This is a genomic window from Cellulomonas terrae (assembly GCF_007990265.1).
Lineage (GTDB): Bacteria > Actinomycetota > Actinomycetes > Actinomycetales > Cellulomonadaceae > Cellulomonas > Cellulomonas terrae.
The window spans coordinates 1-23,600 of sequence record NZ_BJWH01000029.1 but is presented as its reverse complement, the minus strand read 5'-3'; the positions used below and the strand labels follow the sequence as shown (position 1 = coordinate 23,600).

The 23,600-nt window shown below is 73.5% G+C and carries 20 protein-coding genes and 1 pseudogene; 14 read left to right on the top strand and 7 right to left on the bottom strand.

Translation table 11 applies throughout. The features are described from left to right. Window position 1: 1 nt before the first annotated feature. From CTE05_RS18665 to gtfA, 3 genes are read left to right on the top strand one after another with little or no spacing between them, the layout of a single operon-like run. Entirely contained in the window at window positions 2-826 is an 825-nt protein-coding gene (locus CTE05_RS18665; protein ID WP_146847803.1) for a carbohydrate ABC transporter permease, read from the top strand. After that, on the top strand, window positions 823-1,791 hold the full coding sequence (locus CTE05_RS18660; RefSeq protein WP_246123752.1) for an alpha/beta hydrolase: 969 nt from the start codon (window positions 823-825) through the stop codon (window positions 1,789-1,791). The genes CTE05_RS18665 and CTE05_RS18660 overlap by 4 nt, the downstream gene beginning before the upstream one ends. Then, on the top strand, window positions 1,788-3,251 hold the full coding sequence (gtfA, locus tag CTE05_RS18655) for a sucrose phosphorylase (RefSeq protein ID WP_146847802.1): 1,464 nt from the start codon (window positions 1,788-1,790) through the stop codon (window positions 3,249-3,251). The genes CTE05_RS18660 and gtfA overlap by 4 nt, the downstream gene beginning before the upstream one ends. Window positions 3,252-3,254: 3 nt before the next feature. On the opposite strand, the gene CTE05_RS18650 is transcribed toward gtfA, so the two are convergent. Further along, window positions 3,255-4,046, bottom strand: a complete 792-nt coding sequence (locus CTE05_RS18650) for an SDR family NAD(P)-dependent oxidoreductase (RefSeq protein WP_146847801.1) — start codon at window positions 4,044-4,046, stop codon at window positions 3,255-3,257. Between the two features lie 127 nt (window positions 4,047-4,173). Between CTE05_RS18650 and CTE05_RS18645 the strand changes: the two genes are divergently transcribed. The 4 genes from CTE05_RS18645 (at window position 4,174) to CTE05_RS18630 (ending at window position 8,093) form a co-directional block, all read left to right on the top strand. Beyond that, a complete protein-coding gene (locus CTE05_RS18645) occupies window positions 4,174-4,680 on the top strand; it encodes a MarR family winged helix-turn-helix transcriptional regulator (RefSeq protein WP_146847800.1) in 507 nt (168 codons plus the stop codon). A gap of 80 nt (window positions 4,681-4,760) precedes the next feature. Further along, complete coding sequence (locus CTE05_RS18640; protein ID WP_186814940.1) at window positions 4,761-5,579, top strand: CPBP family intramembrane glutamic endopeptidase; 819 nt, start codon at window positions 4,761-4,763, stop codon at window positions 5,577-5,579. A gap of 113 nt (window positions 5,580-5,692) precedes the next feature. Further along, window positions 5,693-6,469: a CPBP family intramembrane glutamic endopeptidase gene (locus tag CTE05_RS18635; RefSeq protein WP_146847798.1), complete on the top strand. Its 777-nt coding sequence runs from the start codon at window positions 5,693-5,695 to the stop codon at window positions 6,467-6,469. Between the two features lie 142 nt (window positions 6,470-6,611). Then, window positions 6,612-8,093 carry an FAD-dependent oxidoreductase gene (locus tag CTE05_RS18630; protein WP_146847797.1) on the top strand — a complete coding sequence of 494 codons (1,482 nt, stop codon included), beginning with the start codon at window positions 6,612-6,614 and terminating at the stop codon, window positions 8,091-8,093. A gap of 87 nt (window positions 8,094-8,180) precedes the next feature. Here CTE05_RS18630 and CTE05_RS18625 read toward each other — a convergent pair whose 3' ends face one another. Together CTE05_RS18625 and CTE05_RS18620 are read right to left on the bottom strand one after the other, a co-directional pair. Then, a complete protein-coding gene (locus tag CTE05_RS18625) occupies window positions 8,181-11,066 on the bottom strand; it encodes a hypothetical protein (protein WP_146847796.1) in 2,886 nt (961 codons plus the stop codon). A 404-nt stretch (window positions 11,067-11,470) separates the two neighbouring features. Further along, window positions 11,471-12,010, bottom strand: a complete 540-nt coding sequence (locus CTE05_RS18620; RefSeq protein ID WP_146847795.1) for a hypothetical protein — start codon at window positions 12,008-12,010, stop codon at window positions 11,471-11,473. Window positions 12,011-12,133: 123 nt separating this feature from the next. On the opposite strand from CTE05_RS18620, the gene CTE05_RS18615 reads away from it, so the two are divergent. From CTE05_RS18615 to CTE05_RS18590, 6 genes are all read left to right on the top strand, one after another. After that, window positions 12,134-12,778: a DUF4203 domain-containing protein gene (locus CTE05_RS18615; RefSeq protein WP_146847794.1), complete on the top strand. Its 645-nt coding sequence runs from the start codon at window positions 12,134-12,136 to the stop codon at window positions 12,776-12,778. Between the two features lie 145 nt (window positions 12,779-12,923). Beyond that, window positions 12,924-16,373, top strand: a complete 3,450-nt coding sequence (locus CTE05_RS18610) for a 1,3-beta-D-glucan phosphorylase, GH149 family (RefSeq protein ID WP_146847793.1) — start codon at window positions 12,924-12,926, stop codon at window positions 16,371-16,373. 101 nt (window positions 16,374-16,474) lie between these two features. Beyond that, window positions 16,475-17,365: a dienelactone hydrolase family protein gene (locus CTE05_RS18605; protein WP_146847792.1), complete on the top strand. Its 891-nt coding sequence runs from the start codon at window positions 16,475-16,477 to the stop codon at window positions 17,363-17,365. Window positions 17,366-17,479: 114 nt separating this feature from the next. Next, the gene (locus CTE05_RS18600) at window positions 17,480-18,514 is read left to right on the top strand and encodes an RDD family protein (protein ID WP_186814939.1); all 1,035 of its coding nucleotides are present in this window, start codon (window positions 17,480-17,482) and stop codon (window positions 18,512-18,514) included. Window positions 18,515-18,547: 33 nt separating this feature from the next. Further along, the gene (locus CTE05_RS18595) at window positions 18,548-19,210 is read left to right on the top strand and encodes a LiaI-LiaF-like domain-containing protein (RefSeq protein ID WP_146847790.1); all 663 of its coding nucleotides are present in this window, start codon (window positions 18,548-18,550) and stop codon (window positions 19,208-19,210) included. A 4-nt stretch (window positions 19,211-19,214) separates the two neighbouring features. After that, window positions 19,215-19,514 (top strand): hypothetical protein, encoded by a 300-nt coding sequence (locus CTE05_RS18590; RefSeq protein WP_146847789.1) that lies wholly within the window; start codon window positions 19,215-19,217, stop codon window positions 19,512-19,514. An 18-nt stretch (window positions 19,515-19,532) separates the two neighbouring features. Here the strand turns inward: CTE05_RS18590 and CTE05_RS18585 are convergent, their stop codons facing one another. Genes CTE05_RS18585 through CTE05_RS18570 form a run of 4 tightly spaced genes read right to left on the bottom strand, consistent with a single transcriptional unit; the run spans window position 19,533 to window position 22,852 of the window. Next, on the bottom strand, window positions 19,533-20,249 hold the full coding sequence (locus tag CTE05_RS18585; RefSeq protein WP_146847788.1) for a hypothetical protein: 717 nt from the start codon (window positions 20,247-20,249) through the stop codon (window positions 19,533-19,535). Between the two features lie 49 nt (window positions 20,250-20,298). Beyond that, the gene (locus CTE05_RS18580; protein ID WP_146847787.1) at window positions 20,299-20,727 is read right to left on the bottom strand and encodes a YdeI/OmpD-associated family protein; all 429 of its coding nucleotides are present in this window, start codon (window positions 20,725-20,727) and stop codon (window positions 20,299-20,301) included. 13 nt (window positions 20,728-20,740) lie between these two features. Then, entirely contained in the window at window positions 20,741-21,457 is a 717-nt protein-coding gene (locus tag CTE05_RS18575; protein ID WP_222595518.1) for a DUF5701 family protein, read from the bottom strand. 48 nt (window positions 21,458-21,505) lie between these two features. After that, complete coding sequence (locus CTE05_RS18570) at window positions 21,506-22,852, bottom strand: hypothetical protein (RefSeq protein WP_146847786.1); 1,347 nt, start codon at window positions 22,850-22,852, stop codon at window positions 21,506-21,508. A 95-nt stretch (window positions 22,853-22,947) separates the two neighbouring features. Between CTE05_RS18570 and CTE05_RS18565 the strand changes: the two are divergent. Continuing rightward, a pseudogene (locus CTE05_RS18565) lies at window positions 22,948-23,600 on the top strand (M15 family metallopeptidase); the annotation flags it as partial.

The window sequence follows — 23,600 nt, the reverse complement described above, 5'->3', positions numbered from 1 at the left end:
CGTGATCGTCTCCACCCGCGAGCGCTGGCTCGGCCGCGTCCTGCTGGTCGTCCTCATGCTCATCACGATCGCGCCCTTCATCAGTCTGTTCGTCACCGCGCTGCACCCCCCGGGCACCTATCCCGCGGGCCTGTCGTGGCCCGAGGACCCGCACTGGGGCAACTTCGCTGAGGCGTTCCAGTCCGCGCAGATGGGCAAGCTGCTCACGTCGAGCCTGCTCATCGAGCTCGGGGTGGTGCCGATCGCGCTGCTGATCGGGACCATGGCCGGGTTCGCGCTCGGGCACCTGCGCCCGCCGGGCGGCAAGGTCATCTTCCTGGTGTTCCTGCTCGGCCTGACCCTGCCGTTCGAGGGCATCATCGTTCCGCTCTACTACCAGGTCCGGGACCTGGGCCTGCTCAACACCCGGTGGGCGATCATCCTGCCGCTCATCGCGCTGTTCATGCCGTTCGCCGTCTTCTGGATGCGGGCGCACTTCATCAACATGCCCGAGGACATGTCGGAGGCCGCGCGGATCGACGGCGCCACGACGTGGCAGCTCTTCTGGCGCATCCACGTCCCGCTGTCCATGCCTGCCCTGAGCTCGCTCGCCATCCTCATGTTCCTGTGGACGTGGAACCAGTTCCTGCTCGCGGTCGTGCTCGTCGACGACCCCACCCAGCGGACGATGGCCGGTGCCCTCGGGGCGTTCCAGGGGCAGTGGGGCACGGACATCCCGCTGCTGTGCGCGGGGTCGCTGCTGATCCTCACGCCCACCCTGATCCTGTTCCTGGTGTTCCAGCGCCAGTTCGTCACCGCGCTGTTGCAGGGGTCGGTGAAGGGGTGAGCGCGGTCGAGCTGCGCAGGCCCCCGTTCGACCCGGAGATCGCCGACGCCCTGGTCACCCACCGCGCGGACGTCGTGACGTCGATGGGCCCCGAGACCATCGAGGTCCTGCGGGAGTTGGCCATGGTCCCGGCCCACGACACCCTCACGCTCGGCGGGCGGTACGGCCTCACCACGCACACCGTCCCCGGCGACCCCGATGTCGACCTGCTGCTCCTGCGTCCGGTCACCGCCGACGGACCTGTTCCGCTCGTCTTCCACCTGCACGGTGGCGGCATGGTGGTCGGCACGATGTACGACGACGTCGCGGCCGCCGCGGAGGTGGCCTCCACCGTGGGCGGCGCGGTGGCGTCGGTCCGGTACCGGCTGGCCCCCGAGGACCCCTACCCCGCGGCGGTCGAGGACTCCTACGCGGCGCTCGTCTGGCTGGTCCAGAACGCCGCCGAGCTGGGCATCGACCCGGACCGGGTGGTCGTCGCCGGCGTGAGCGCGGGGGGCGGGCTGGCCGCGGCCACCGCGCTGCTCGCGCGCGAGCGCGGCGGCCCGGCCATCGCGGCGCAGATGCTCGTCTGCCCCATGCTCGACGACCGTAACGACAGCCTGTCGTCGCACCAGATGGCCGGCACGGGCGCGTGGGACCGCACCGCCAATGCGACCGCCTGGGCGGCGTACCTGCCCGGCACCGCCGGCGGACCGGACGTGCCGCCGACCGCCTCTCCCGCGCGGGCCGACGACCTCACCGGACTGCCGCCGACGTACCTCGACGTCGGCTCGGCGGAGACGTTCCGCGACGAGGTCGTGGCCTACGCGCACGCCATCTGGCGCTCGGGCGGGCGTGCGGAGCTGCACGTCTGGCCGGGCGGGTGCCACGGGTTCGAGTTTCTCGCGCCGCACGCCACGCTGTCGCGCGACTCCCGCGAGGCGCGGACCCGGTGGCTGCGGCGCGTGCTGGGCTCGCCGCTGTGAGCCACGGCCCGCACCTGATCGCCTACGCCGACCGGCTCGGCGGTGACCTCCGCGGACTTCGGGCGCTCCTGGACGGCCCGTTGGCGGGCGCGTTCGACGGGGTGCACCTGCTGCCGTTCTTCACGCCGTTCGACGGCACCGACGCGGGGTTCGACCCCGACGACCACACCGCGGTCGACCCCCGCCTCGGCGGCTGGGACGGCGTCCGGGCGCTGGCCGACGACCGCGCCGTGATGGCCGACGTCATCGTCAACCACGTCTCCGCCCGGTCGGCGGCGTTCCTCGACGTCCGCGAGCGCGGCGACGCCTCGCCGTCCGCGCCGATGTTCCTCACGCTGTCGTCGATCTTCCCGGACGGGGCGACCGAGGAGGACCTGGCCCGCATCTACCGGCCGCGGCCGGGCCTGCCGTTCACCGCGATGCGGCTGGGCGGCCGGCAGCGCCTGGTGTGGACCACGTTCACGCCCGACCAGGTGGACCTCGACCTGCGGGACCCGACGGCGTGGGACTACGTGACGTCGGTGATCGACCACCTGGTCGACGCCGGGGTGACGCTCCTGCGGCTCGACGCGGTCGGGTACGTGGGCAAGGTGGCCGGCACGTCGTGCTTCATGACCCCGCAGGCGTTCGACGTCATGCGGCGCATCAGCGACCACGCGCACGCCCGCGGCGCGCAGGTGCTGGTCGAGGTGCACGGGCACCACACCGAGCAGATCGCGGTCGCCGCGCAGGTGGACCTGGTCTACGACTTCGCGCTGCCGCCCCTGGTCCTGCACGCCCTGACCGCGGGCGACCTGGCGCCGCTGGCGCACTGGTACGACATCCGGCCCCGCAACGCCGTCACCGTGCTCGACACGCACGACGGCATCGGGATCATCGACGTCGGCCCCGGGGGCGCGGGCGAGCCCGGCATCCTCGAGCCCGCGCAGATCGACACGCTGGTCGAGACCATCCATCGCAACAGCGGGGGCGGCAGCCGGCTGGCGACCGGTGCGGCCGCGTCCAACCTCGACCTCTACCAGGTCAACTGCACGTTCTACGACGCCCTCGCCCGCGACGACGACCGCTACGCGCTGGCCCGGCTCATCCAGCTCTTCATGCCCGGGATCCCGCAGGTCTACTACGTCGGACTCCTGGCCGGCACCAACGACCTCGACCTGCTGGGCGAGACCGGCGTGGGCCGCGACGTCAACCGGCACCGGTACACCGACGCCGAGATCGCCGACGAGCTGCGCCGACCGGTCGTCCGGGACGTCCTGGCCGCCGTACGCCTCCGGCGGGAGCACCCGGCGTTCGCCGGCTCCCCGAGCTGGGAGTTCGACGGGACGACCGCCCGGTCGCTCTGGCGGTGCGGCGAGGAGGAGGCCGCGCTGGATCTGGACGTGCGGGACGCCTCCTACCGGGTGGGGGTGCGGGAGGCCGACGGCTCGTGGCGGGTGGTCCTGACAGCCCGGGGCTGACCCTCAGGTCAGCGTCGTCAGGACGCCCCCGTCGGCGCGCAGGGCTGCACCGTTCGTCGCCGACGACACCGGACTTGCGAGGTAGAGCGCGAGGTTCGCGATCTCGTCGGGCTCGATGAATCGCTGGAGCAGCGACGTCGGGTTCCCGGCGGCGATGGCGGCCTTGAGGGCGAGCGCGTCCAAGTTCTGCGCCTCCGCCAACCGGGAGACGGTGGAGGCGACGCCGTCGGAGAAGGTGGGTCCGCCGAGGATCGTGTTCACCGTCACGTCGGTCCCCCGCGTGAGCTTCGCGAGTCCGTTGCCGAGTGCGAGCATCCCCGCCTTCGTCAGCCCGTAGTGCACCATCTCGGCCGGGACGCTCACACCTGACTCGCTGCTCACGAAGATGATGCGTCCCCACCCCTGGGCGAGCATGCCGCGAAGGAGGTGCCGAGAGAGCCGGACCCCGCTCATGACGTTGACGTCGAAGTAGCGCTGCCAGTCGCCGTCCGAGATCTCGTCGAACGCCTTGAGCTCGAACACGCCGACGTTGTTCACCAGGATGTCGACGGCACCCAGGTCGTCCAGGAGCTGCCGGACCTGTGCCGGGTGCTCGAAGTCCGCCGCGATCGCCGAGACGTCGGCCCCGGGTACCTCGAGCTCGAGCTGCTGCGCGGCGTGCTGAGCCCTGCTGGGGCTTCGTCCGTTGATGACCACCGAGGCGCCCTCGGCGAGCAGTGCCCGTGCGATCGCGTACCCGATCCCTTGCGTCGAGCCGCTGACGAAGGCCCGCTTTCCCTTCAGCTGCAGATCCATGAGCCACCTTGGTTGTGTTGCGACGTCTCGTTTTACTTTCCTAGTCAAGTGAAAGATAGCGGGGAGGACTTTCCTGAGCAAGTGAGCGTCGCCGGTGTTGACCTCGTCGCTCCCGTACGCTGCAGCCATGTCGGACCCCAGCCCCCCCGCGACCTTCAGTGCCGAGGACCTCCAGACCTGGGCGTCCCTGGCCACGGTGCTGGAGTGGCTGCCGGCCGCTCTCGACGCCCAGCTGCAGCGCGACGCCGAGCTGACGCACTTCGAGTACGGCATCCTGTTCGCGCTCGCCGACGCCGACGACCGCACCCTCCGGATGAGCGTCCTGGCCGGCTATGCCAACAGCTCGCTGTCCCGACTCTCGCGTGCGGTGGCGCGACTCGAGGCGAAGGGGTGGGTGCGTCGTGCGGCGGACGCCACGGACGGGCGCTACACGCTGGCCACTCTCACCGACCTCGGGGTGGAGAAGTTCGACCAGGCCACCCCGGGCCATGTGCGCACCGTGCACCGGCTGATCCTCGACCCGCTGACCCAGGCCCAGGCGCGGCAGGTGCGCGAGATCAGTCGGCGGATCATGCGAGCGATCCGGGACGAGGGCGGATGGGAACCGTCATCGGCCCGTGCACGAACCGACTAGCGCCCGGTGGCTCGCTGCGCCCGGACGCCCGGACGCACGGTGAAGGAGCGACACGAGCCCTCGTCGTGTTGCATGCTCGTATGGGCAGCGAGGCGATCGACGTTCCGGAGACCGACGAGCCGGTTCCCGCACGACGTCCTCGGCTCAGGCCGACCGTTCTGACCGGTCTGGCCGTGGTCGTCGCCTACGCGGCCCTCATCACGATCGATGACCTGCTGCCCGGTGGTGGGGACGGTGACATCGACGACCCGACGCTGGGGTTCCTGCGGACGCACGTCCTGCCGCTGTCGATCATCGCCGTCCTGCTGCTGGTCTTCGTGCGGTGGTCGGGGTGGTGGGCGTCGGTGTGGCGCGAGGCGCCGCGCAGGCGGGTGCCGCGGTGGTGGTGGGCCTTCCCTGCGGTCTACCTGGTGGTCATCGCGGGGAACCTCAGTCAGGTCGACTGGGGGCAGGCTCCGACCTACCTGCTCGTCCTGGCGGTCGGCACGTTCCTCGTCGGGCTCACCGAGGAGCTCGCTCTGCGCGGGGTCCTGCTCACCGGTGCCCGCGGCTCGTGGTCGGAGCTGCCCGCGTTCTTCCTGACCTGCGTCGTGTTCGGCGCGATGCATGCGCTGAACCTGGTCCACGGGGCGCCGCTCGGGCCCACCCTCGTGCAGGTCGCGGTCACGTCGTTCCTCGGCGCGATCTACTACGCCGTCCGACGAGCCGCGGGTGCCCTGTGGCTGGCCATCACCCTGCACTTCCTGGCCGACTTCGCGCTCTACGCCGCCGGCTACTCCGACACGAGCAACGGGAATCCGCCGGTGTGGGGGGCGATGTCGCTGACTCTGCTGGGCGTCCTGAGCATCCCGCTCGTCGTCTCGATCGCTCGCGAGAAGCACCGCGCGCAGGTTCCCTGACCACGGACGAGACGGCCGCGAACACCAGCGCCGTGCTGGCGTGCGGCGACGGTGAACGCCTGCCAGGCTGGTCAGACCTTGACCGGGTCGACGCGTGAGCGGGGGGACGACGGATGCGGGTGCAGCCTCGGGCATGGATCGGTCTGGCGGTGTGGGTCCTGTACATCGTCGTGATCGTGGTGCTGCAGAAGACCAGCGGCATCGGCTACACCGAGTTCGGTGACTCCCCGTCGAACCTGTGGCGCGGGGCTGTGCTGTCCCTGGTCGTCGGCGCCGTCGTCCTGGCACTGGTCACGACGTGGCTCGGCTGGTGGCGGCCGGCCCTGCGCGAGCGTCGCACGACGAAGGCGAAGTGGACGGTCATCGCCCCGGCGCTGTTCGTGATCGCGCTGATCGGCAACCTCGCGGGCATCACCTGGTCGGCGGCGACCATGGACTTCATCCTCGCGGCTCTAGCCCTCGGGGTGTTCGTCGGCTTCGCCGAGGAGCTGACGACGCGCGGGCTGCTGCTCGTCGGGCTGCGCGGCAGCGTCGCGGAGGTGTGGGCCGCCCTGATCTCGAGCCTGTGCTTCGGGCTCATGCACGGCATCAACATCTTCCTGGGCCAGTCGGTCGCCGACACGCTCCCGCAGGTCGGGCAAGCGTTCCTCCTGGGCCTGACGTTCTACATCCTGCGCCGCGTCACCGGGTCACTGGTCTGGGCGATGGTGCTGCACGGTGCATGGGACTTCTCGGTGTTCATGATCGGCGAGGCGGGCGGGTCGAACCCCCTGGGCGCCCTGTCGCTCCTCACAGGGCTGCTGGCGCTCGTCTTCTTCTGGTTCGCCGCCCGGGACGCCCACGAAGGCGTCGGGCGTCGCGAACCCGACCCCGCAGCCGTCACGGCCTGAGCCGTCCGCGTCGGCGGCGCGTCGACGTCGGCTGCTCGCACATATTGACATCTGTCGATGTCTGAGTACAGTCACCAGCAACATATCGACGACTGTCGATGGAACGCTGAGGCCGGCGTGACCACCCAGGAGGAGCATCACGATGACCACCACCACCGCACCCGCCGGTGACCTGCCCGTCGTCGTCATCGGCGCCGGCCCGACCGGCCTCGCCGCCGCGGCGCACCTCGCGGACCGCGGGCTGCCGTTCGTCGTCCTCGAGGCCGGTGACGACGTCGGCGCGGCGGTGTCGCAGTGGGGGCACATCCGCACCTTCACCCCGTGGCAGTACATCGCCGACCCGACGGCGGAGAAGCTCCTCGCCCCGACGGGGTGGACGCGGCCGACGACCCCGGTCCCGCCGAACGGTGCCGAGCTCGTCGAGCACTACCTGCGTCCGCTCGGGGCGCTGTTCGCGCAGCAGGTCCGGTTCGGTCAGCGGGTCGTGGCGGTGTCGCGGGACGGGCTGGACAAGACCCGCAGCATCGGGCGCGCCGACCGACCGTTCCTGGTGCGCGTCCGGGATCGCGACGGCCACCTCGTCGACGTCCGGGCGTGGGCGGTCATCGACGCCTCCGGCACCTGGTCCGGGCGCAACCCGCTGGGCGGGTCCGGGCTGCCCGCTGCGGGGGAGCGCGAGGCCGACGCGTTCCTCGTGGGGCCGCTGCCGGACGTGCTGGGCCGGGACCGGCAGCGGTTCGCCGGGCGGCGCACGCTCGTGGTCGGTGCCGGGCACTCGGCAGCCAACACGCTGCTGAACCTCGCGCGCCTGGCGGACGAGGCTCCGGGCACGGAGGTCGTCTGGGCGATCCGGGGCTCGTCGCCGTCGAAGGTGTACGGCGGCCAGGCTGCGGACGAGCTCGCGGCGCGGGGCCGGCTGGGCACGGACCTGCGCGCGCTGGTGGAGTCCGGGGCGGTGCGCCTGGTGACCGGGTTCTCGGTCACCGCGCTGGAGCCGGGAGACGACACGGTCACGGTGGTCGGGCAGACGCCGGGCGGGGAGGTCCGGCTGGACGGGCTGCACGCCGTCGCGGCCGCGACCGGGTTCCGCCCCGACCTGGCGATGCTGGCCGAGCTGCGCCTCGACCTCGACCCGGGCCTCGAGGCACCGCGGGCGCTCGGACCGCTGATCGATCCCGCGTTCCACTCGTGCGGCACGGTGCCGCCGCACGGGCACCGCGACCTGGCCCACCCCGAGGAGGGCTTCTACGTCGTGGGGATGAAGTCCTACGGCCGCGCGCCGACGTTCCTCATCACGACCGGCAACGAGCAGGTCCGCTCGGTCGTCGCGGCGCTGGCCGGCGACCGGGCCGCTGCCGAGGAGGTCCAGCTGGTCCTGCCGGAAACAGGCGTCTGCTCGGTGAGCTCGGCCGGGCAGGACACCGGTGCTGCCGGCGGGTGCTGCGGCACCCCGACCGGTGTGGCGGGCCTGGACGTCCCGGCCGAGGCCCATCGTGCCCGCCCGGTCGGCGTGCCCGCGCAGGGGTTCGCCACCGGGGTCGCCGGCGGCGGCGCCGTGGCCGTCCTGGCGCTCAGCGACGTCAGCAGCTCCGGCGGGTGCGGCACGGGTGGCTGCTGCTCGTGACGACCCCGCCGTCCCGGACGCAGGTGCCGAGAGCAGAGCCACCGTCGTCCGGGGTGCACCGCGGGGCCGGTCCGGCAGCCGTCGGGTTCAGGCGTCGCGCGCGGCGGTGCCTCCCGCGCGGTCGGACGGCGTCGGGTCGGCGTCGCGGACCCGCTGGAGGACCTCCTCGAACGCCCGGCGGTACGCGGGCGTCCGGGGGTAGCCGCCGTGCGTCCCGACGGTCGCGACGAAGGCGGTGGCGTCGATCTCCTCGGCCCCGCGGTCGACGAAGTTGGGGCCGTCGGACGCCACGGGCATGCCGAGCGGGTCGGTGCTCCGCCACAGGCTGACCCACGCGGGCAGGTGCGCCCTCGTCCCGTCCCCGCCCAGCCGTGCCACGAGACTCTCGGGCCTCGCGGCCTGCTGCCCGGCGGGGACCCGCTCCGGGGGGAACTCTTCGTCGGTCAGCGACCAGGGCTCGGGCCAGCGGATCCTCGGGGCCGGGCACGGAACCGTCCCGAGGACGTCCGGTCCGAGGAGCTCGGGGAAGAAGCGGCCGAAGAAGGGGCGCAGCTGAGCGCCGTAGGTGAGCAGCCCGACGCGCCCGCGCACCCGCTCGGGAGGCTCGGTGAAGATCGTGGCCACGGCGAGCACGGCACCGAGGCTGTGTGCCGACAGGACGACGACCGGCTCGGGACCCTGGCCACGCGCTGCGCCGTCCGGTCCGGTGTCGCCGTCCAGCCAGCTGCGCACCCGGGCCGCGAGCTCGGGGACGGCGCGCTCGGCGTAGCACGGCGGGCCGAACGGGTGTGCGCTGCGCGGGAGGAAGCACATGAGGTCCCACACCAGACCGACCGGGCGACCCGGCGCGTTCTGGGTGACGACCCGGAGCACGAGCGCCGTCCACACGAGGGCGATGGTCCACAGGCCGACCGAGATCAGCGGCGTGACCCAGTCGGGTGGCGTCTCGACGTCCTCGTGCACGGAGACCCACCACAGGGCCAGCACGAGCGCGGCCAGGACGCCGAAGGCGAAGCAGCCCAGCAGCAGCTCCGCACGCTTGGCCGCCGCCGCTGCCTGCCGGGTCCGGGCCCGGGCGTTGTCCAGCTCGGGGCGCCTGAACAGCTCGGCGAGGGTGCCCGCCGGCTGCACGATCTCATGGTCCTCCCGTGCTGCGTCGTCGAGCTCCTTCTCGGGCAGGCCGGTCCTGGCGCCCGTGACGACGGTCCTGGCGCCCGGATAGCGTCCGAACCGCCACGCGCACCACGCCCACACCGCCGTGGCTCCACCGAGCACCACGGTGACGACGAAGGCGAGCACCGTCGAGGCGGCGACGATCGGGTAGGTGGGCGGCAGCAGCAGGTTGGCCCGGTCGTCGGCAGCGGCGTCGGTCGCGGGCGTCGCGGAACCCTCGGCCGGGCACAGCTCGGACGCGTCGCCGCCCGCCGTGTCCACGGCGAGGCACTGGGCGGCCGCGGTGCCGTTCAGCCAGTCGCCGGCCGCGACGACCACGAGGCTCGTCAGCGCGACGACCGCACCGAGCGCGAGGACCAGGAACACCGCGGGTGCGGCACCCCGCCATCCCTCGCTCTCGCGGGGCTCCGGGGTCCCGCGACGGCGCCACGGTCGGAGGCAGACCACCAGGACGACGACGCCGGCGATGGCCAGGGGCCCGGCATACCGCTCGCTGCCGCTCCGGTCGAGGACGGCCGCCACGGGATACACGGCGAGCAGGAGCACCCCGGCCCAGGCGAGCCACGTCCATCCGGCGGCAGCGCGCCATGTCGTCGCGACGAGGGCGATGGCCAGCAGCACCGCGATCAGCGTCGCGGGCACGAACGCCATCCCGAGGAGGCCGTCGTGCGGGCTCTGCGCTCGGCCCCAGCCCCAGAGCGTCACGACCTCGACGAGGTACGCCCCCACGGCGAGAGCGAAGACGATGGTGGCGCGCGGACGCCACCCGGACAGCTCGGTCGGCATGGTGCGATGCTGCGCGCCCCAGACCAGCCTGAAGGTGTACGCGAGCACCACGAGACCGAGCAGGAACAGGAACGCCGAGACCGGCCGGGCGCCGACGTACCCGTCGAGGGCGAGGCACTCGGGGGTGCCCAGGATCCGCCCCAGGTCCCGGCAGGTGCTCGAGCCGCCCCAGACGTCGGCCGCGGCGAGCGTGATGACGATGAGCGCCAGCCCGCCGGCGAAGTGCAGTCGCGCCATCGCGCTCGTCAGGCCCCAGCGCGACCAGGTTCCCGGCTGGGCGAGCTGCCAGCCCTGCGCGCTGTCCGTCTCGTGCAGAGCGGTCGACGTCGGCTGCTCGTACCGGACCCGCGAGCCGGCGGAGAGCCAGAGCAGCAGGAGGATGACGGCGAGCGGGAGGACGGACAGCACCGCGAGCCGCTGGCTCCACGTGAACCCTTCGAGGGAGTTGAGGACGCTCGGCAGCGCCGAGCACCGGGAGCCGTCGTCGTCGAAGCACTGCGTGGCGATGAGGTCGACGCTGACCGTCAGCACGGAGGCGACGACGAGGAGGGTGAGCCCGAGCCCGAACACCCGGATCGGCCCTGCGCCGCGCGCGAACGTCCTGACGTCCGTCGTCAGCCGTCGGCTCCAGTAGGCGGTGTTCGCGAGGCCGAGCGGCAGCAGCAGGAGCCAGCCCGCACGGCTCAGCCGTTGCGTGAGGCCGGCGGTCCCCACCTTCGGGAGCGCCGCCGACTCGCGGGCCATCTGACCCCACGAGTAGGCCTCGCGGTGGACGTCGGCCGGGACGTGGTCCTGGTGCGTCCTCGGCAGGCGACGGGCCCGCGCGGACGCCTTGGGGGTGAGGCCCCAGAAGCTGCCCAGGGTGTCGCCCCGCAGCTGCTGCACCTCGTCCGCGCCCACCTCCAGCATCCCCGCGGGTGGGGTGTTCGCGACGCCGTGGATGCGGAGCTCGAGGATGTGCGGCGCCGGCGACGTCCTGTCGTCCCCCGACGGTGCCGATCCTGGTGTGCTCATGAGGTGCCCCCTGCGCTCATGTCGACTCAGGGCGGAGATCCGGAGCTCTCGATGCCGACGCGGATCGCCGCGGATGACGAAGCCGGCGGTCAGCCCGGCGCGCGCGTGTGCGCGGCCGCTGCCCCGTCCCGTCGGCCGGAGGTGGCGTGCGTGCACATCGGCGACGCGCCCGCGACGGCAGCGTCAGGTGTGCTCGCAGGCTCCCGGTGGAACGGCATTCCTCGCCCCCTGGCGACAGCCGGACTCTGGTGCAGGTCGGTGCGTGAGCACGACCTGTGGGACAGCGCGCCCGTGCGCTGTGAGAAACGCTGAAATCGTGCGTTTTCGGGACAATACGAGCAGATGAGCCCGGGCAGCGTCCATCGTCGTGGGGCGAATTCACCCCGAGGGCAGGCCGGCGGGGCCTACTGCGCGGAGCGTGCCCGGTAGTACTCGGAGGACGCCGGGCGCCACAGCAGCACCAGGATCGCGACAGCGAGCGCGAGCGAGAGCAGCTGTGTCGCGACGGTGATCCCCGTCGCGGTCATGAGGCTGAAGACCGCACTCAGCACGCCGAGCCCGCCCAGGACGGACGCGACCACCCGGGCCCACGGCCTGCCGGCGCCGTTCGCGGCGGCCATCCACAGCCACAGGCCCACGGCGACCAGGCCGACGACCGTCGCGGACGTCAGCGAGATCGTCAGCGCGGAGTCCACGTCGTCCGACGACAGGGTCGGGCTCGCCGCCGCGATCTGGTCGCGCAGCTGGCTCGTCGTGGCCCACGTGACGACGATGCCGACCACGCTCAGCGCGGCGCCGACGTACATGAGCTGCACGGCCCGGGTCACCGACGACGGGCGCTCTGCCGACGCAGCGGCGACCGGCTCGGAGCGGTACTGCGGTGCGACGGGCATCGACGACCCGGCGTCGCTCTCGTCGGGCACGTCCTGGTCGCCGTGGGTCATGCGGATCTCCTCGTGCACGGGCTGTGGAGGCTGGCACCCGGACGCTACCGGCTCGCGCCGGTCGATCGACGGCTCGTCCGTGTCGTCCCACCGCTGGACCGGGACGAGTCCTACATTGCAGACATGGCAGACATCCTGTTGGGCATCCTCGCGATCGTCGCCGGCGGCGTCATGCTCTTCGCGGGGCAGTTCGTGCTGCGGCTCGTCCTCCCGATCTGGGGCTTCTTCGCCGGGTTCGCCTTCGGCGCGGCGCTGTTCGCCGGGCTCGCCGACGAGAGCTTCCTCGGCACGGCGCTCGGGTGGGTCACGGGGTTCGTGTTCGCCGTGATCTTCGCGGTGCTCGCCTACCTCTACTACGCGGTGGCCGTGATCCTCGCGATGGCGGCGTTCGGCTACGCGATCGGGGCGGGGCTGGTCGTCGCCCTCGGGATCGACTGGAGCTGGGTGGCGGTGCTGTCGGGCGTGGCCCTCGGGGCGATCTTCGGCATCGTGTCGGTCGTCGGCAACATGCCGATGGTGGTGCTCGCGGTGGCCAGCTCTCTGGCGGGTGCCGTCAGCGTCGTCGCCGGCGTGATGCTCCTCGTGGGCACGCTGAACTCCGCCGACCTCGAGGACGGGAGCTTCAGCAGCGCGGTCGACGCCAGCTGGGTCTGGTACCTGCTGCTGCTGGTGCTGGCGGTGATCGGGTTCGTCGCCCAGACCCGGGCGAGGGTCGCGGCGCGCCGGAGCATCGACGAGGCGTGGTACGGGCAGCGCCGCACCGCCTGACGGGCGTCCGGGTGTCCCCGCACGCAGCGTCGTTGCGTTCGATGGTGACACGTGTCAATGTATGGGAGCGCATCCACGGCCGCACCGACGCGGCCGGCACGTCCGCCACGGACCGGCCCCCGCGCGAGAACGAAGGACATCGGCAATGGCGTCGCAGACCGTCACCCCGGCACCCGCGGGAACCCCGTCCGAGGTGCTCGACGTCCCCGTCTCCGGGCTCGTCGACCTCGACGGCCGACGCTTCTACCGGATCACGTCCTACGACGACCTGCCGCCGTTCTTCATGACCCTCGTCGGCGCGAGCGACCTGTGGCTGTTCATCTCCAGCACCGGCGGCGTCACCGCCGGGCGCGAGGAGGCCGACCGCGCACTCTTCCCGTACGCCACGGAGGACAAGGTGTCCGCGGGCGCCGGCCGGACCGGTGGGCTCACGCTCCTGCGCGTCGCGACGGCCGACGGCGCCGTGTTCTGGCAGCCGTTCGCGCCGCGCCGGCCGGGGGACCCGGCCGCCGAGCGCCACCTCTTCAAGGACCCGCTCGGCACGACCCTCGTGTTCGAGGAGACCCGGCCCGACCTGGGGCTGCGCGTCCGGGTGACCTGGACGACCGCCGCGCGGTTCGGCGTCGTGCGGGAGGTGGAGGTCACCTCGACGACGGACCGGCACCTGCGGGCCGAGGTCCTCGACGGCTTCGTCGACCTGCTGCCCGCGGGCGTCACCGTGCAGACGCAGGGCGAGTTCAGCAGCCTGCTCGACGCGTACAAGCGTGCCGAGGTCGACCGTGAGACTGGCCTCGGGCTCGTCTACCTGAACTCGACGCTCACGGACAAGAGCGACCCGAGCGAGTCGCTCTCGACGACCGTCGCGTGGCAGGTCGGCCTCGAGGACGTCGACCACCTCCTCTCCGTCCGGCAGGTCGGCGACTTCGCGACCGGCCGTCCCGTCGTCGCCGAGGACGAGGTCCGCGGCGAGAAGGGTGCCTACCTGGTCCGCGCGCACCTGACGCTCGCGCCTGGCCAGCAGCGTCGGTGGAGCGTCGTCGCCGACGTCGACCAGAGCGCCGCCGACGTCGTCCGCCTGCAGACCCTGCTCGCCGACCCCGAGGCCGCCGCCGCCGCGCTCGGCGCCGACGTCGACGGCACGCGTGCGCACCTCGACCGGCTCGTCGGGACCGCCGACGCCGCGCAGGTCACGGGCGACGAGCTCGCCACCGCCCACCACCGCGCCAACGTGCTGTTCAACATCATGCGCGGCGGGGTCCTCGTCGACGGGTACGCCGTCCGCACGGCGGACCTGCGGGCGTTCGTCGGCCAGCGCAGCCCGCGGACCGCGGACCGCACCGGGGCGTGGTTCGACGCGCTCGCGGCGACCGAGCAGGTGGACACGCTCGTCGAGCGGGCCGACGCGTCCGGGGACCCGGACCTGCTGCGGCTCGTGCGCGAGTACCTCCCGCTCACGTTCAGCCGGCGGCACGGCGACCCGAGCCGCCCGTGGAACACGTTCCGGATCGCCCTGACCGGCGAGGACGGCGAGACGCTCGTCGACTTCCAGGGCAACTGGCGGGACATCTTCCAGAACTGGGAGGCGCTGGCCTGGTCGTTCCCGGAGTACGTCGAGTCGATGGTCGCGGTGTTCCTGGACGCCACGACGGCCGACGGGTACAACCCGTACCGCATCTCGCGCGCGGGCGTCGACTGGGAGGTGCCCGAGCCGTCGAACCCGTGGGCGAACATCGGCTACTGGAGCGACCACCAGGTGATCTACCTCGTGAAGCTCCTGGAGGCGTCGCGACGGTTCCACCCCGGTCGGCTGGAGGCGCTCGTCGACCGCGCCGTCTTCACGCACGCCGACGTGCCGTACCGCATCGCGACGTACGACGAGACGGTCGTCGAGCCGATCGCGACGATCTCCTTCGACACCGAGGCCGAGGAGCGGGTGGCGCGGCGCGTCGCGACGGAGGGCGCCGACGGGCGGCTCGTGCACGGGAGCGACGGTGACCTCGTGCGCGTGTCGCTGGGGGAGAAGCTGCTGCTCACGATCCTCGCGAAGGTCGTCAACCTGGTCCCCGACGGCGGCATCTGGATGAACACCCAGCGCCCCGAGTGGAACGACGCGAACAACGCGCTCGTCGGCAAGGGCCTGTCCGTCGTCACCCTCGCCTACCTGCGCCGCGCCCTGACCCTGGCCCAGGACCTGCTGGCCCAGGACCTCACCGTGACGAGCGAGCTCGCGAGCCTGCTGACGGACGTGCACGCCGCGCTCGGCGAGCACGTCGACCAGGCCGCCGCCGGCTTCGACGACCAGGACCGGCGAGCCGTCATGGACGTCCTCGGCGCGGCGGGCACCGCGTACCGCGAGCGCGTGTACGCCGGGTTCAGCGGCGAGCGCGCGGAGGTCCCCGCGGGTGCCGTGCAGGCGTTCCTCGCCGACGCGCTGGTGTACGTCGACGCCGCGCTGCGGGCCAACCGTCGCGACGACGGGCTGTACCACTCGTACAACCTGCTGGACCTGCGCGACGGGGCGGCGGTCGGTCGTCTGCAGGAGATGCTCGAGGGGCAGGTCGCGGTGCTGTCGTCGGGCCTGCTGACGCCCGCCGAGGCGCTGGAGCTCGTCCGAGCACTGCGGCGCAGCGCGCTGTACCGGGCGGACCAGCACTCCTACCAGCTGTACCCCGACCGCGAGCTGCCGACGTTCCTGGCGCGCAACCTCATCACCGCGGAGCAGGCCGCGTCGGCACCGCTGCTGGCGACGCTCGTCACGGCCGGAGACACGTCGGTCGTGCTGCGCGACGTGCGCGGAGACCACCGGTTCGCGCCCGGGCTGCACAACGCGCGCGACCTCGACGCCGCTCTGGACGCCCTGGTCCGACGGGTCCCCGGGGTCGCCGACGGTCGCCAGGCCGTGCTCGACGTGTTCGAGCAGGTGTTCCGGCACGCCGAGTTCACCGGCCGGTCGGGCTCGTTCTTCGCGTACGAGGGCCTCGGCAGCATCTACTGGCACATGGTGTCCAAGCTGCTGCTCGCCGTGCAGGAGAACCACGAGCGTGCGGTCGCCGAGGGTGCCGACGCGGGTGTCGCCGCGGGCCTCGCCGACGCCTACGAGGACGTCCGGCTCGGCCTGGGCTACTGCAAGACCCCCGGCGAGTACGGCGCGTTCCCCGTCGACCCGTACTCCCACACCCCGGCCGGCAAGGGCGCCCGCCAGCCGGGCATGACCGGCCAGGTCAAGGAAGAGGTCCTCACCCGGCTCGGCGAGCTCGGGCTGCGCGTCGAGGACGGGCGCGTCGTCGTGCGACCCGTGCTCCTGCGGGCCGACGAGTGGACCACGGCCCCGACGACGTTCACCTGCTACGACCTGACCCAGCGCGAGCAGACCCTGACCCTCCCCGCGGGCTCGCTCGCGTTCACGTTCTGCCAGGTCCCGGTCGTCTACCGGCGCACCGCCGGCCCCGGCGCGACACCGACCGTGGTCGCGCACCTCGCCGACGGCACCCGCGTCGAGGGAGTCGACGGCGCGCTCGACGCGGACGTGAGCGAGCGGATCTTCCGACGGACGGGGGACGTCGTACGCGTGGAGGTCGAGGTCCCGGCGCGCTGAGGGGACGTGCGGCGATGAACCGGACAGATGGACACCGACGCCACGCACGGTGAACGATGGCCGCGATCACGCCGATCGTTCCGACTCGGGCTGGTGCCGCCATGGTCCAGGACTTTGTCCGCGAGGCCCCGTCCGTCGAGCTGCGCGTGCCCGGCGTCCCGGGGACCCCACCGCGAGCCGAGGGCGACGGCCCGCTCGACCCGATGACCGGCATCCAGCCCGTGGAGCGCCCGCGCGGCGCCACGTGGACGTGGCCGGTCTACCGGACCGGCGACGCCCAGGACCCTCCGGTGATCGTCATGCACGAGATCTCCGGCATGAGCCCGACGTACATCGGCTACTGCCGGGCCCTGGCGGCCCGCGGCTTCCACGTGTGGATGCCGCACATCGTCGGCCCCACCCCGACCGCCGGCACGGTGCGCGCCGCCGTCAGGGTCTGCATCTCCCGCGAGATCGACGTCCTGCGGAGCGGCCGGACGAGCCGGGTGGTCGCACCCCTGCGTGACCTCGCCCGACACGTGTCCGGGCTGCACGGGGGTGGCCGGGTGGGTGTCGTGGGCATGTGCCTGACGGGTGGCTTCGCGCTCGCCATGGCCACGGAGCCGGCAGTGTCCGGCGCGGTCGCCGCGCAGCCGGCGCTCCCGTTCCGGCCCTTCGTCGGGCGCGCCCTCGGTCTGTCCCCCGCAGACGCGCAGGCCATCGGCGAGCGGCTCGAGGACGGCGAGGTCGCGATCCTGTGCACGAGGTTCGCCCGCGACGCGCTCAGCCCGCACCAGCGGTGCGCGGCCGTGCAGGACCTGGGACCGGGCGTCGAGATCGACGAGATCCCGGCGGCCGGCTTCTCGTTCCTCGATCACTCCGTGCTGACCGTCGCGCCGGGCAAGTACCGCGACCGTCAGCCGCAGGCAGCCCGGCTCCAGGAGTCGGCCGACCGCGTCACCGACTTCCTGCGCAGCCGGCTCGGCGCCGTCGCCCCGAACGAGAACGGGTAGCCGAGGGTCTGGCCCGTCGTCAGCCGCCCCTCACGGTGGAGCGTGGCACGTCTGCCGGACGACATCGCCGTCATTCCCCGGACACCACCCGGCCGGACCTGCCACGATCTGCCCGTGACCGACACGGAGGTGCTGCCCACCGACCTCGCACCGCCGGCCGACGGGCCGGACCTCGCCTCCTGGTGGCGCCGCGTGGTCGCCGCGATCCTCGACGGGTCCATCCTCGGCGGGGCGACCTGGATCGTCCTCGGACCGGGCGGGTCGGGGCCGTCGCTGACGCCGACCTTCGACGTCGATGCCACCGGTGGCGTGGACGTGGTCGCGTGGTTCACCAGCCCGTGGCTCGTCGGGCTCCTGGTCGCGATGCTCGCGCTGCAGGGCTGGACCGGCGCCACCCCGGGCAAGCGAGTCGCGGGCGTCGCGATCGTGCGGGCCTCCGACGGGCTGCCGGTGGGGTTCCTCGCGTCGGCGATGCGGGTGGTGGCGCACCTGCTCGACGCGATCCTCCTCATCGGCTACCTGCGACCGATCTGGAACGTCCGCAAGCAGACGTTCGCCGACTCCCTCGTCGGGACGCTGGCCGTCCAGACCCGCGAGCCCCCGGCGCACCCGTGGTTCGCGCGGTTCCGACGGGAGCCGTCGCCGTGGCGCTCGGCCGTGCTGAACGTCGCAGCGATCGTGCTGTGCGCGTCCGGTGTGGCGTTCTCGGCGTCGCAGACCACGACCGGCTCCGTGCAGACGTCCGAGGTCCCGTGCGTCGAGGGCGTGCAGACGGCGACCGCGGCCGTCGAGGGCTCACGGGAGGTCGCGGCCTACGTGGACCAGCGCATGTGGCTGACCCGGCCCAGCACGGACCTCCCGCGGACCCTGCTGACCATCGGCTGGACCTGGTACGACACCGACCTGATGTCGGTCCACCGCCGGGTGGCGACCGACATCCTCGACGCCGACGGGCAGGTGGTGACCGAGCTCGAGCAGGAGCTCGGCGCACGCAGCACCGTCGTGCTCGACCCCGTGACGATCGAGGCCGCCGACCTCGAGAACGCAGGCCCGGGCTGGACGGTCGAGTCCCGGCTCGTCTCCAACGGCACCGTCGTCGCGTCGTGCACCGTGAGCCAGCAGGACTGGGACCGCGCGAATCGGGGCTGACCAGCGTCGCCGCACCCCGCTACGGTGACGACCATGGACCGTCGCCCTCCCGTGCAGGTGTTCCTCGGCGTGGTGATCGTCGCGGTCGGGGTGGTCGCGCTGCTGATCCAGCTCGACGTCGTGGACCTGAACCTGGGCCAGCTGTTCGCCGACTGGTGGCCGCTGGTCATCATCGGCGTGGGCCTGGCCGCGCTGATCTCGGTGCCACGAGCCTGGGTGGGTCCGTCGGTGATCATCGCGGTCGGGGTGTTCTTCCTCCTGCGGACGCTCGACGTCATCGACGTGAACTTCTGGGAGCTCTGGCCCATCGCGGTGATCCTGGTCGGGCTGTCGCTGATCACGAGCTTCGGCCGGCGGACGTCCGACGAGGACACCATCAACTCGACAGTCATCTGGTGGGGCTCGGAGCGCAAGACTCGGTCGCGGCAGTTCAAGGGCGGCAGCCTGACGGCGATCATGGGGGGCATCGAGGTCGACCTGCGCGAGGCCGACATCGTCGACAGGGCGGAGATCGCGATCTTCGCCCTGTGGGGCGGGGTCGAGGTGAAGGTCCCCCCGACGTGGCGGGTGCGCGTCAGCGGTCTGCCCCTGCTGGGCGGCTGGGACGACAAGACGACGCTCCCGATCCAGGACGGTGCGCCGGAGCTGATCGTCCACGTGACGGCCATCATGGGCGGGGCCGAGATCAAGAGCTGACGCGATGCCCTCCTACCGGGTCACCGCCGCGATCGGCCTCCTGCAGCCCGGGGTCGCCGCGCCCGACGTGCTGCCGCAGGCGGTCGCCGTCGCCGAGTCGATGACGACCGTCGAGGCGCACGACGTCGCCGTCGTGCGCGGGCAGGCGCGGGTGACAGTGCGGTTCCAGGCCGACGACGACCAGACGGCGCGTCGCGTCGGCTGGGCGGTGCTCGCGCGGCTCGACGAGCTGGCGGACATCAGCGGGCGGAGCGTGACCCGCCGGTTCGGCTCGCGGTGGTACCCGGTGCGCGCGCAGACCTGATCTCCGACACCACCGGCCTCACGACCGGTCGATCGTGAGGTTCCCCAGACCGCCCGCGACGGTGACCGCGTAGTGGTCGTCGGCCTCGTCGAAGTCCTCGGTGGTCAGGACCGTGCCCGCGCCGACCCCCGGGGTGGACGTCCCGTCGACCTGCACGCTGCCTGCCCCGGACGTGACCGTCACGCGCGCACCGACGCCGTCCGGGAGGTGGATCACGAGGTGGTCGGCGCCGGCACGCTGCTCGACCGGCACGCTCCCGACCGGGCGGGGCAGCGTCAGCTCGATGCTGCGCGCGCCGCCGTCGAGCACGACCCCTGTCACGCTCGCGGCGCTCAGGTCGGCGTCCACGGTGTCGGCACCGGCAGCCAGGTCGACGGTCCATGCGACGTCGTCGGCCAGGCGGACGATCGCGGCGCCGCCGTCCAGCGCGACCACGTGGGTGCCGTCGGACTGCTCCGCCGCGGGCCGTGCGTCGGGGTCGGTGGCGCGGACCTCGAGCAGGTCGCCCGCGGCGGCGTCGGTGCCGAGCGTGATCGACGACGCGTCGCCCGTCAGGGAGAGCGTCGCGTCGTCCGCCGACCCGCGGTCGACCCGGACCGGCTCCTCGCGGTCCTCGTCGGCCTGCTCGACGCCGCCGTCGTCCGGGCGGGGGTTCGGGTCGGGAGGCCACGACGAGCACCCGGCGGTCAGTGCCAGCACCGCGGTGACCAGGGTCGCGACGAGCAGTCTGCGCATCCCGGGACGGTAGTGGGGGCCGGGCGTCGCCGCCTGTCGAGCGGAGCTGCTACCCCAGCTCGGCGACGGCCTTCGCGATCCGGCGCTCGCGCGTCTCCGCCGTCTTCGCCGCCTCGATCGGCTCGACGACGGCCCGCTGCCGGCTGAACGACAGCGCGTCGAACGCCGCACGCGCGGGACCCGACAGGGCGGCCGCGAGGTCGTCGGGGACCTCGACCGTGCGCGGGGCGTCGTCGTGCTCGATGTCGACGTCGACCTCCTGCCCGGCCTCGACCCCGGCGGCCGCGCGGTTCTCGGCGCTCAGCGGCAGCATCGTCTCGCCCCGGTACGGCGTGACCGTGCTCCGGTACGAGTGGCCGTTGATGGTCACCACGACAGGGAACCGGGCGCCGCGGTCCATCGCGGCGACCGCCTCCGGTGGGACGGGGATGCCCGTCGCCGACGTCCCGCTCAGCTGGATCGTGCTGCGAAAGCGCATGCTCGCACCCTAGTCACGCGTCGGCGCGCACGAGCCGGTCCGCCGCGGACGCCGCGCCCAGCCAGGTGTGCGGGTTGCGGTCCCAGCACCAGCCGAGCTTCGCGCGACGCTCGCTGATCCATACCGCCGGCACGCGCTGGTTGGTGCCCGTGCGCGACGCCAGCAGGGAGAAGCACTTGTTGGGGCGGAGCATGTCGGGACGCACGACGACGAGCGCGACGCCCTCGTCGATGGTCAGGGGCGTGCGACCACGGCCGGTGATCGTCACCAGGGCGTCCTCGGGCCGCACGTCGCACAGCTCGGACCCGGTGTCGACGCCCCACAGCAGGTACGGCTCGGTGGGCACCTCGACGTCCGGCAGGGGTCGGTAGGTCGGGGCCTCGTCGCGATCGATGACGCTGACGCCGAGCCGGGTGCCGCGGCGCATCGCGGGAACGACGTCGTTGAGGTCGAGGCCGGGGAGCACCAGCACGAACGGCACGTCGTCGCCCTCGACCGCGGGCGGTGCCGTGGGCGTCGTCGCGACCTCCGACAGCGGTGCGAGCCAGGCCCGGAAGGTGTCCGGGTCCTGCCCGAGCAGCGCTGCGACGCCCAGCTCGACGTACGCGGTGATCTGGCGGTCGAGCTCGGCGCGGACGTCCGCGCCCGGGTCGAACGCCGTCGCGGCCGCCGACGGCGGGGCGGTGACGGTGGGCAGGTGCGGGTCGACGGCGGTCACGGGGACGCCCATGGTTGCCCCTCGGGTCGGTGGTCCGGACGAGGCCACCGTGCCACGGCGTCAGAGCAGGGGCACGTCCTGGCCCAGCACCAGCGGGTCGCCGACGGGCCGTGCGGGTCGCGTCCGTCCCTCGTCGTACGACACGGCGCTGTACCGGTGCGCGACCACCAGGCTCCGGGCTCCCGCGTCGGACGCCTCGACGAACACCGCCGCACCCTCTTCGCCCGACAGCTGCCCGAACCAGGCGACCGCCGCACGCGCCGCACCCGTGCTGCGGACCCACGCACGAGCCTCCTGCTGCGCCCGCGCGGGGTTCCCCTCGAACTGGCGAGGCTCGTGGCCCTGGGTCGGGCTGCCGTCCACGACGGCGAACGGCGCGGCGGTGCCCTCGGAGGCGATCGCGATGGCGAGAGCCTGGTCGAGCACGCCGAGGGCGATGTCCTGCGCCTCCCGCGACGGCGGGTAGGGCAGGTCGGCCGGGACCCGGTACACGGGAGGTGCAGGCGGCGTCGGCACGGGAGCAGCGACGGGCGCCCTCGAGAACGCCGACGCGAGCGACGTGTGGACGGGGCGGGACGGGCCCGGGCTCAGCGGGCCGGGCGCGGGAGCGACGACGTGCGGGGTCGGGAACGCGCCCGCCGCCGTCGCGAAGTACCCCGCGGGACCCGCGTCGGCGGTCGGGCGGGACGGCAGCGGGGCACGGTCGAGGGCAGCGTCTGCCTCCTGCACGGTCGCCCGGCCCGGCAGGGGTGCGGCCGCACGCGAGGGGAGCGGGGTCTCGGCGCGCGACGGCAGGCCGGCCTCCGCGCGGGACGGCAGCGTCCTCGCGGTCCGCGAGGGCAGCGCCGGGGAGGCGTCGGCAGCGCTCGCGGGGAGCGGGGCGAGCTCGTCCGCCCGGGGTTCCGGTGCCGTGCGCGCCGGCACCCGCGGGGTCGGCACGTCGGGCGCGGCCGACGAGGCCAGGTGGGCGGCTGCCGCGGCGACGTACTCGGCGACCCATGCGGGGGTGCACCCGGTGCGCCAGCGCGCCGCGACGTCGGCGAGCGGAAGTGCGGCGTCCTCGCCCGAGAGCGACACGACCGCGGGCGTGGGTGCGGCACCGGCGGTGCGCAGGGCCCACCGGGAGCCGGGGACGAGTGCCACGACCAGGTCGCCCACCCCGACGCCGAGCGCCATGACCATGGCCTGCGGGACGGGCGCGCCCGGGTCGGCCGCCCAGCGCGTCCGGGTGGCGTGCAGCAGAGCGCCGACGGCGTGGGCGTCCGTCAGGTCCGCCCCGCTGGACCGCAGGTGCGCACGGGCGCGGTCGAGGTGACCGAGCTCGTCCGGGGTCAGGGGCCGGACCCCGGGCGGTGTGCGGTGGGCGCCGGACGCCGGGTCGGACAGCGTCGGGCGCAGATCAGTCATGTGGGCGGATCGGCCCGTCAGCCGCTCCTCTTGAGCCTGCCGAGGACGGTTCCACCGGATGGCGGTGGTCGGCGGCGAGCGGCGGGTGGCGCGGGGTGGCGGTTACCCTTGCTGGCGGATCGAGACCGCCGCACGCACTGGAGAACGCCATCCGTCGACCCTCGCGCAGCATCGTCGCCGTCGTCGCCGCCGTCCTCGTGGTCGGGGGCGCCGGAGGTGCGTGGGCGTGGACGGAACGCGAGGACCGCGTGGCCGCCGCGCAGGCCGCGACGCAGGAGCGCGAGGCCGACGCGCTCGCGGCGCAGGTGCGCGACCTCGACGCGCTCCAGGCGCAGGCCGCCGACGCCGCCGCGGTGCACGTGGCGACCGTCCGTGCCGATGCCCGTACGGTGCTCGCCGCCGCGGCCGAGCACGCGCGGGGAACGCTCGCGACGACCGAGGGCAAGGTCACGGACGACGCGGTCCGGCAGACGCTCGCCGCCCTCCTGGCCGAGGCCGACGCCACGGTCGCCGCCACGGACCCGGCGGCTGCGACCGGGACGACCGGTCCGTACAGCGCGACCGCTCTGCGCGCGGGCGCCGCCGCCCTCGCCGCCGCCGACGCCGCGGCGACGGCCGCGCACGAAGCCTGGCTGCAGGCCGAGGCCGCCGCGGCCGCCGCCGCGGCGCGACCCACCGCGAAGCCGTCGTCCAGACCGGCGGCCGGTGCCGCGGCCCCCTCGTGCGACACCACCTACACGGGCCCGCC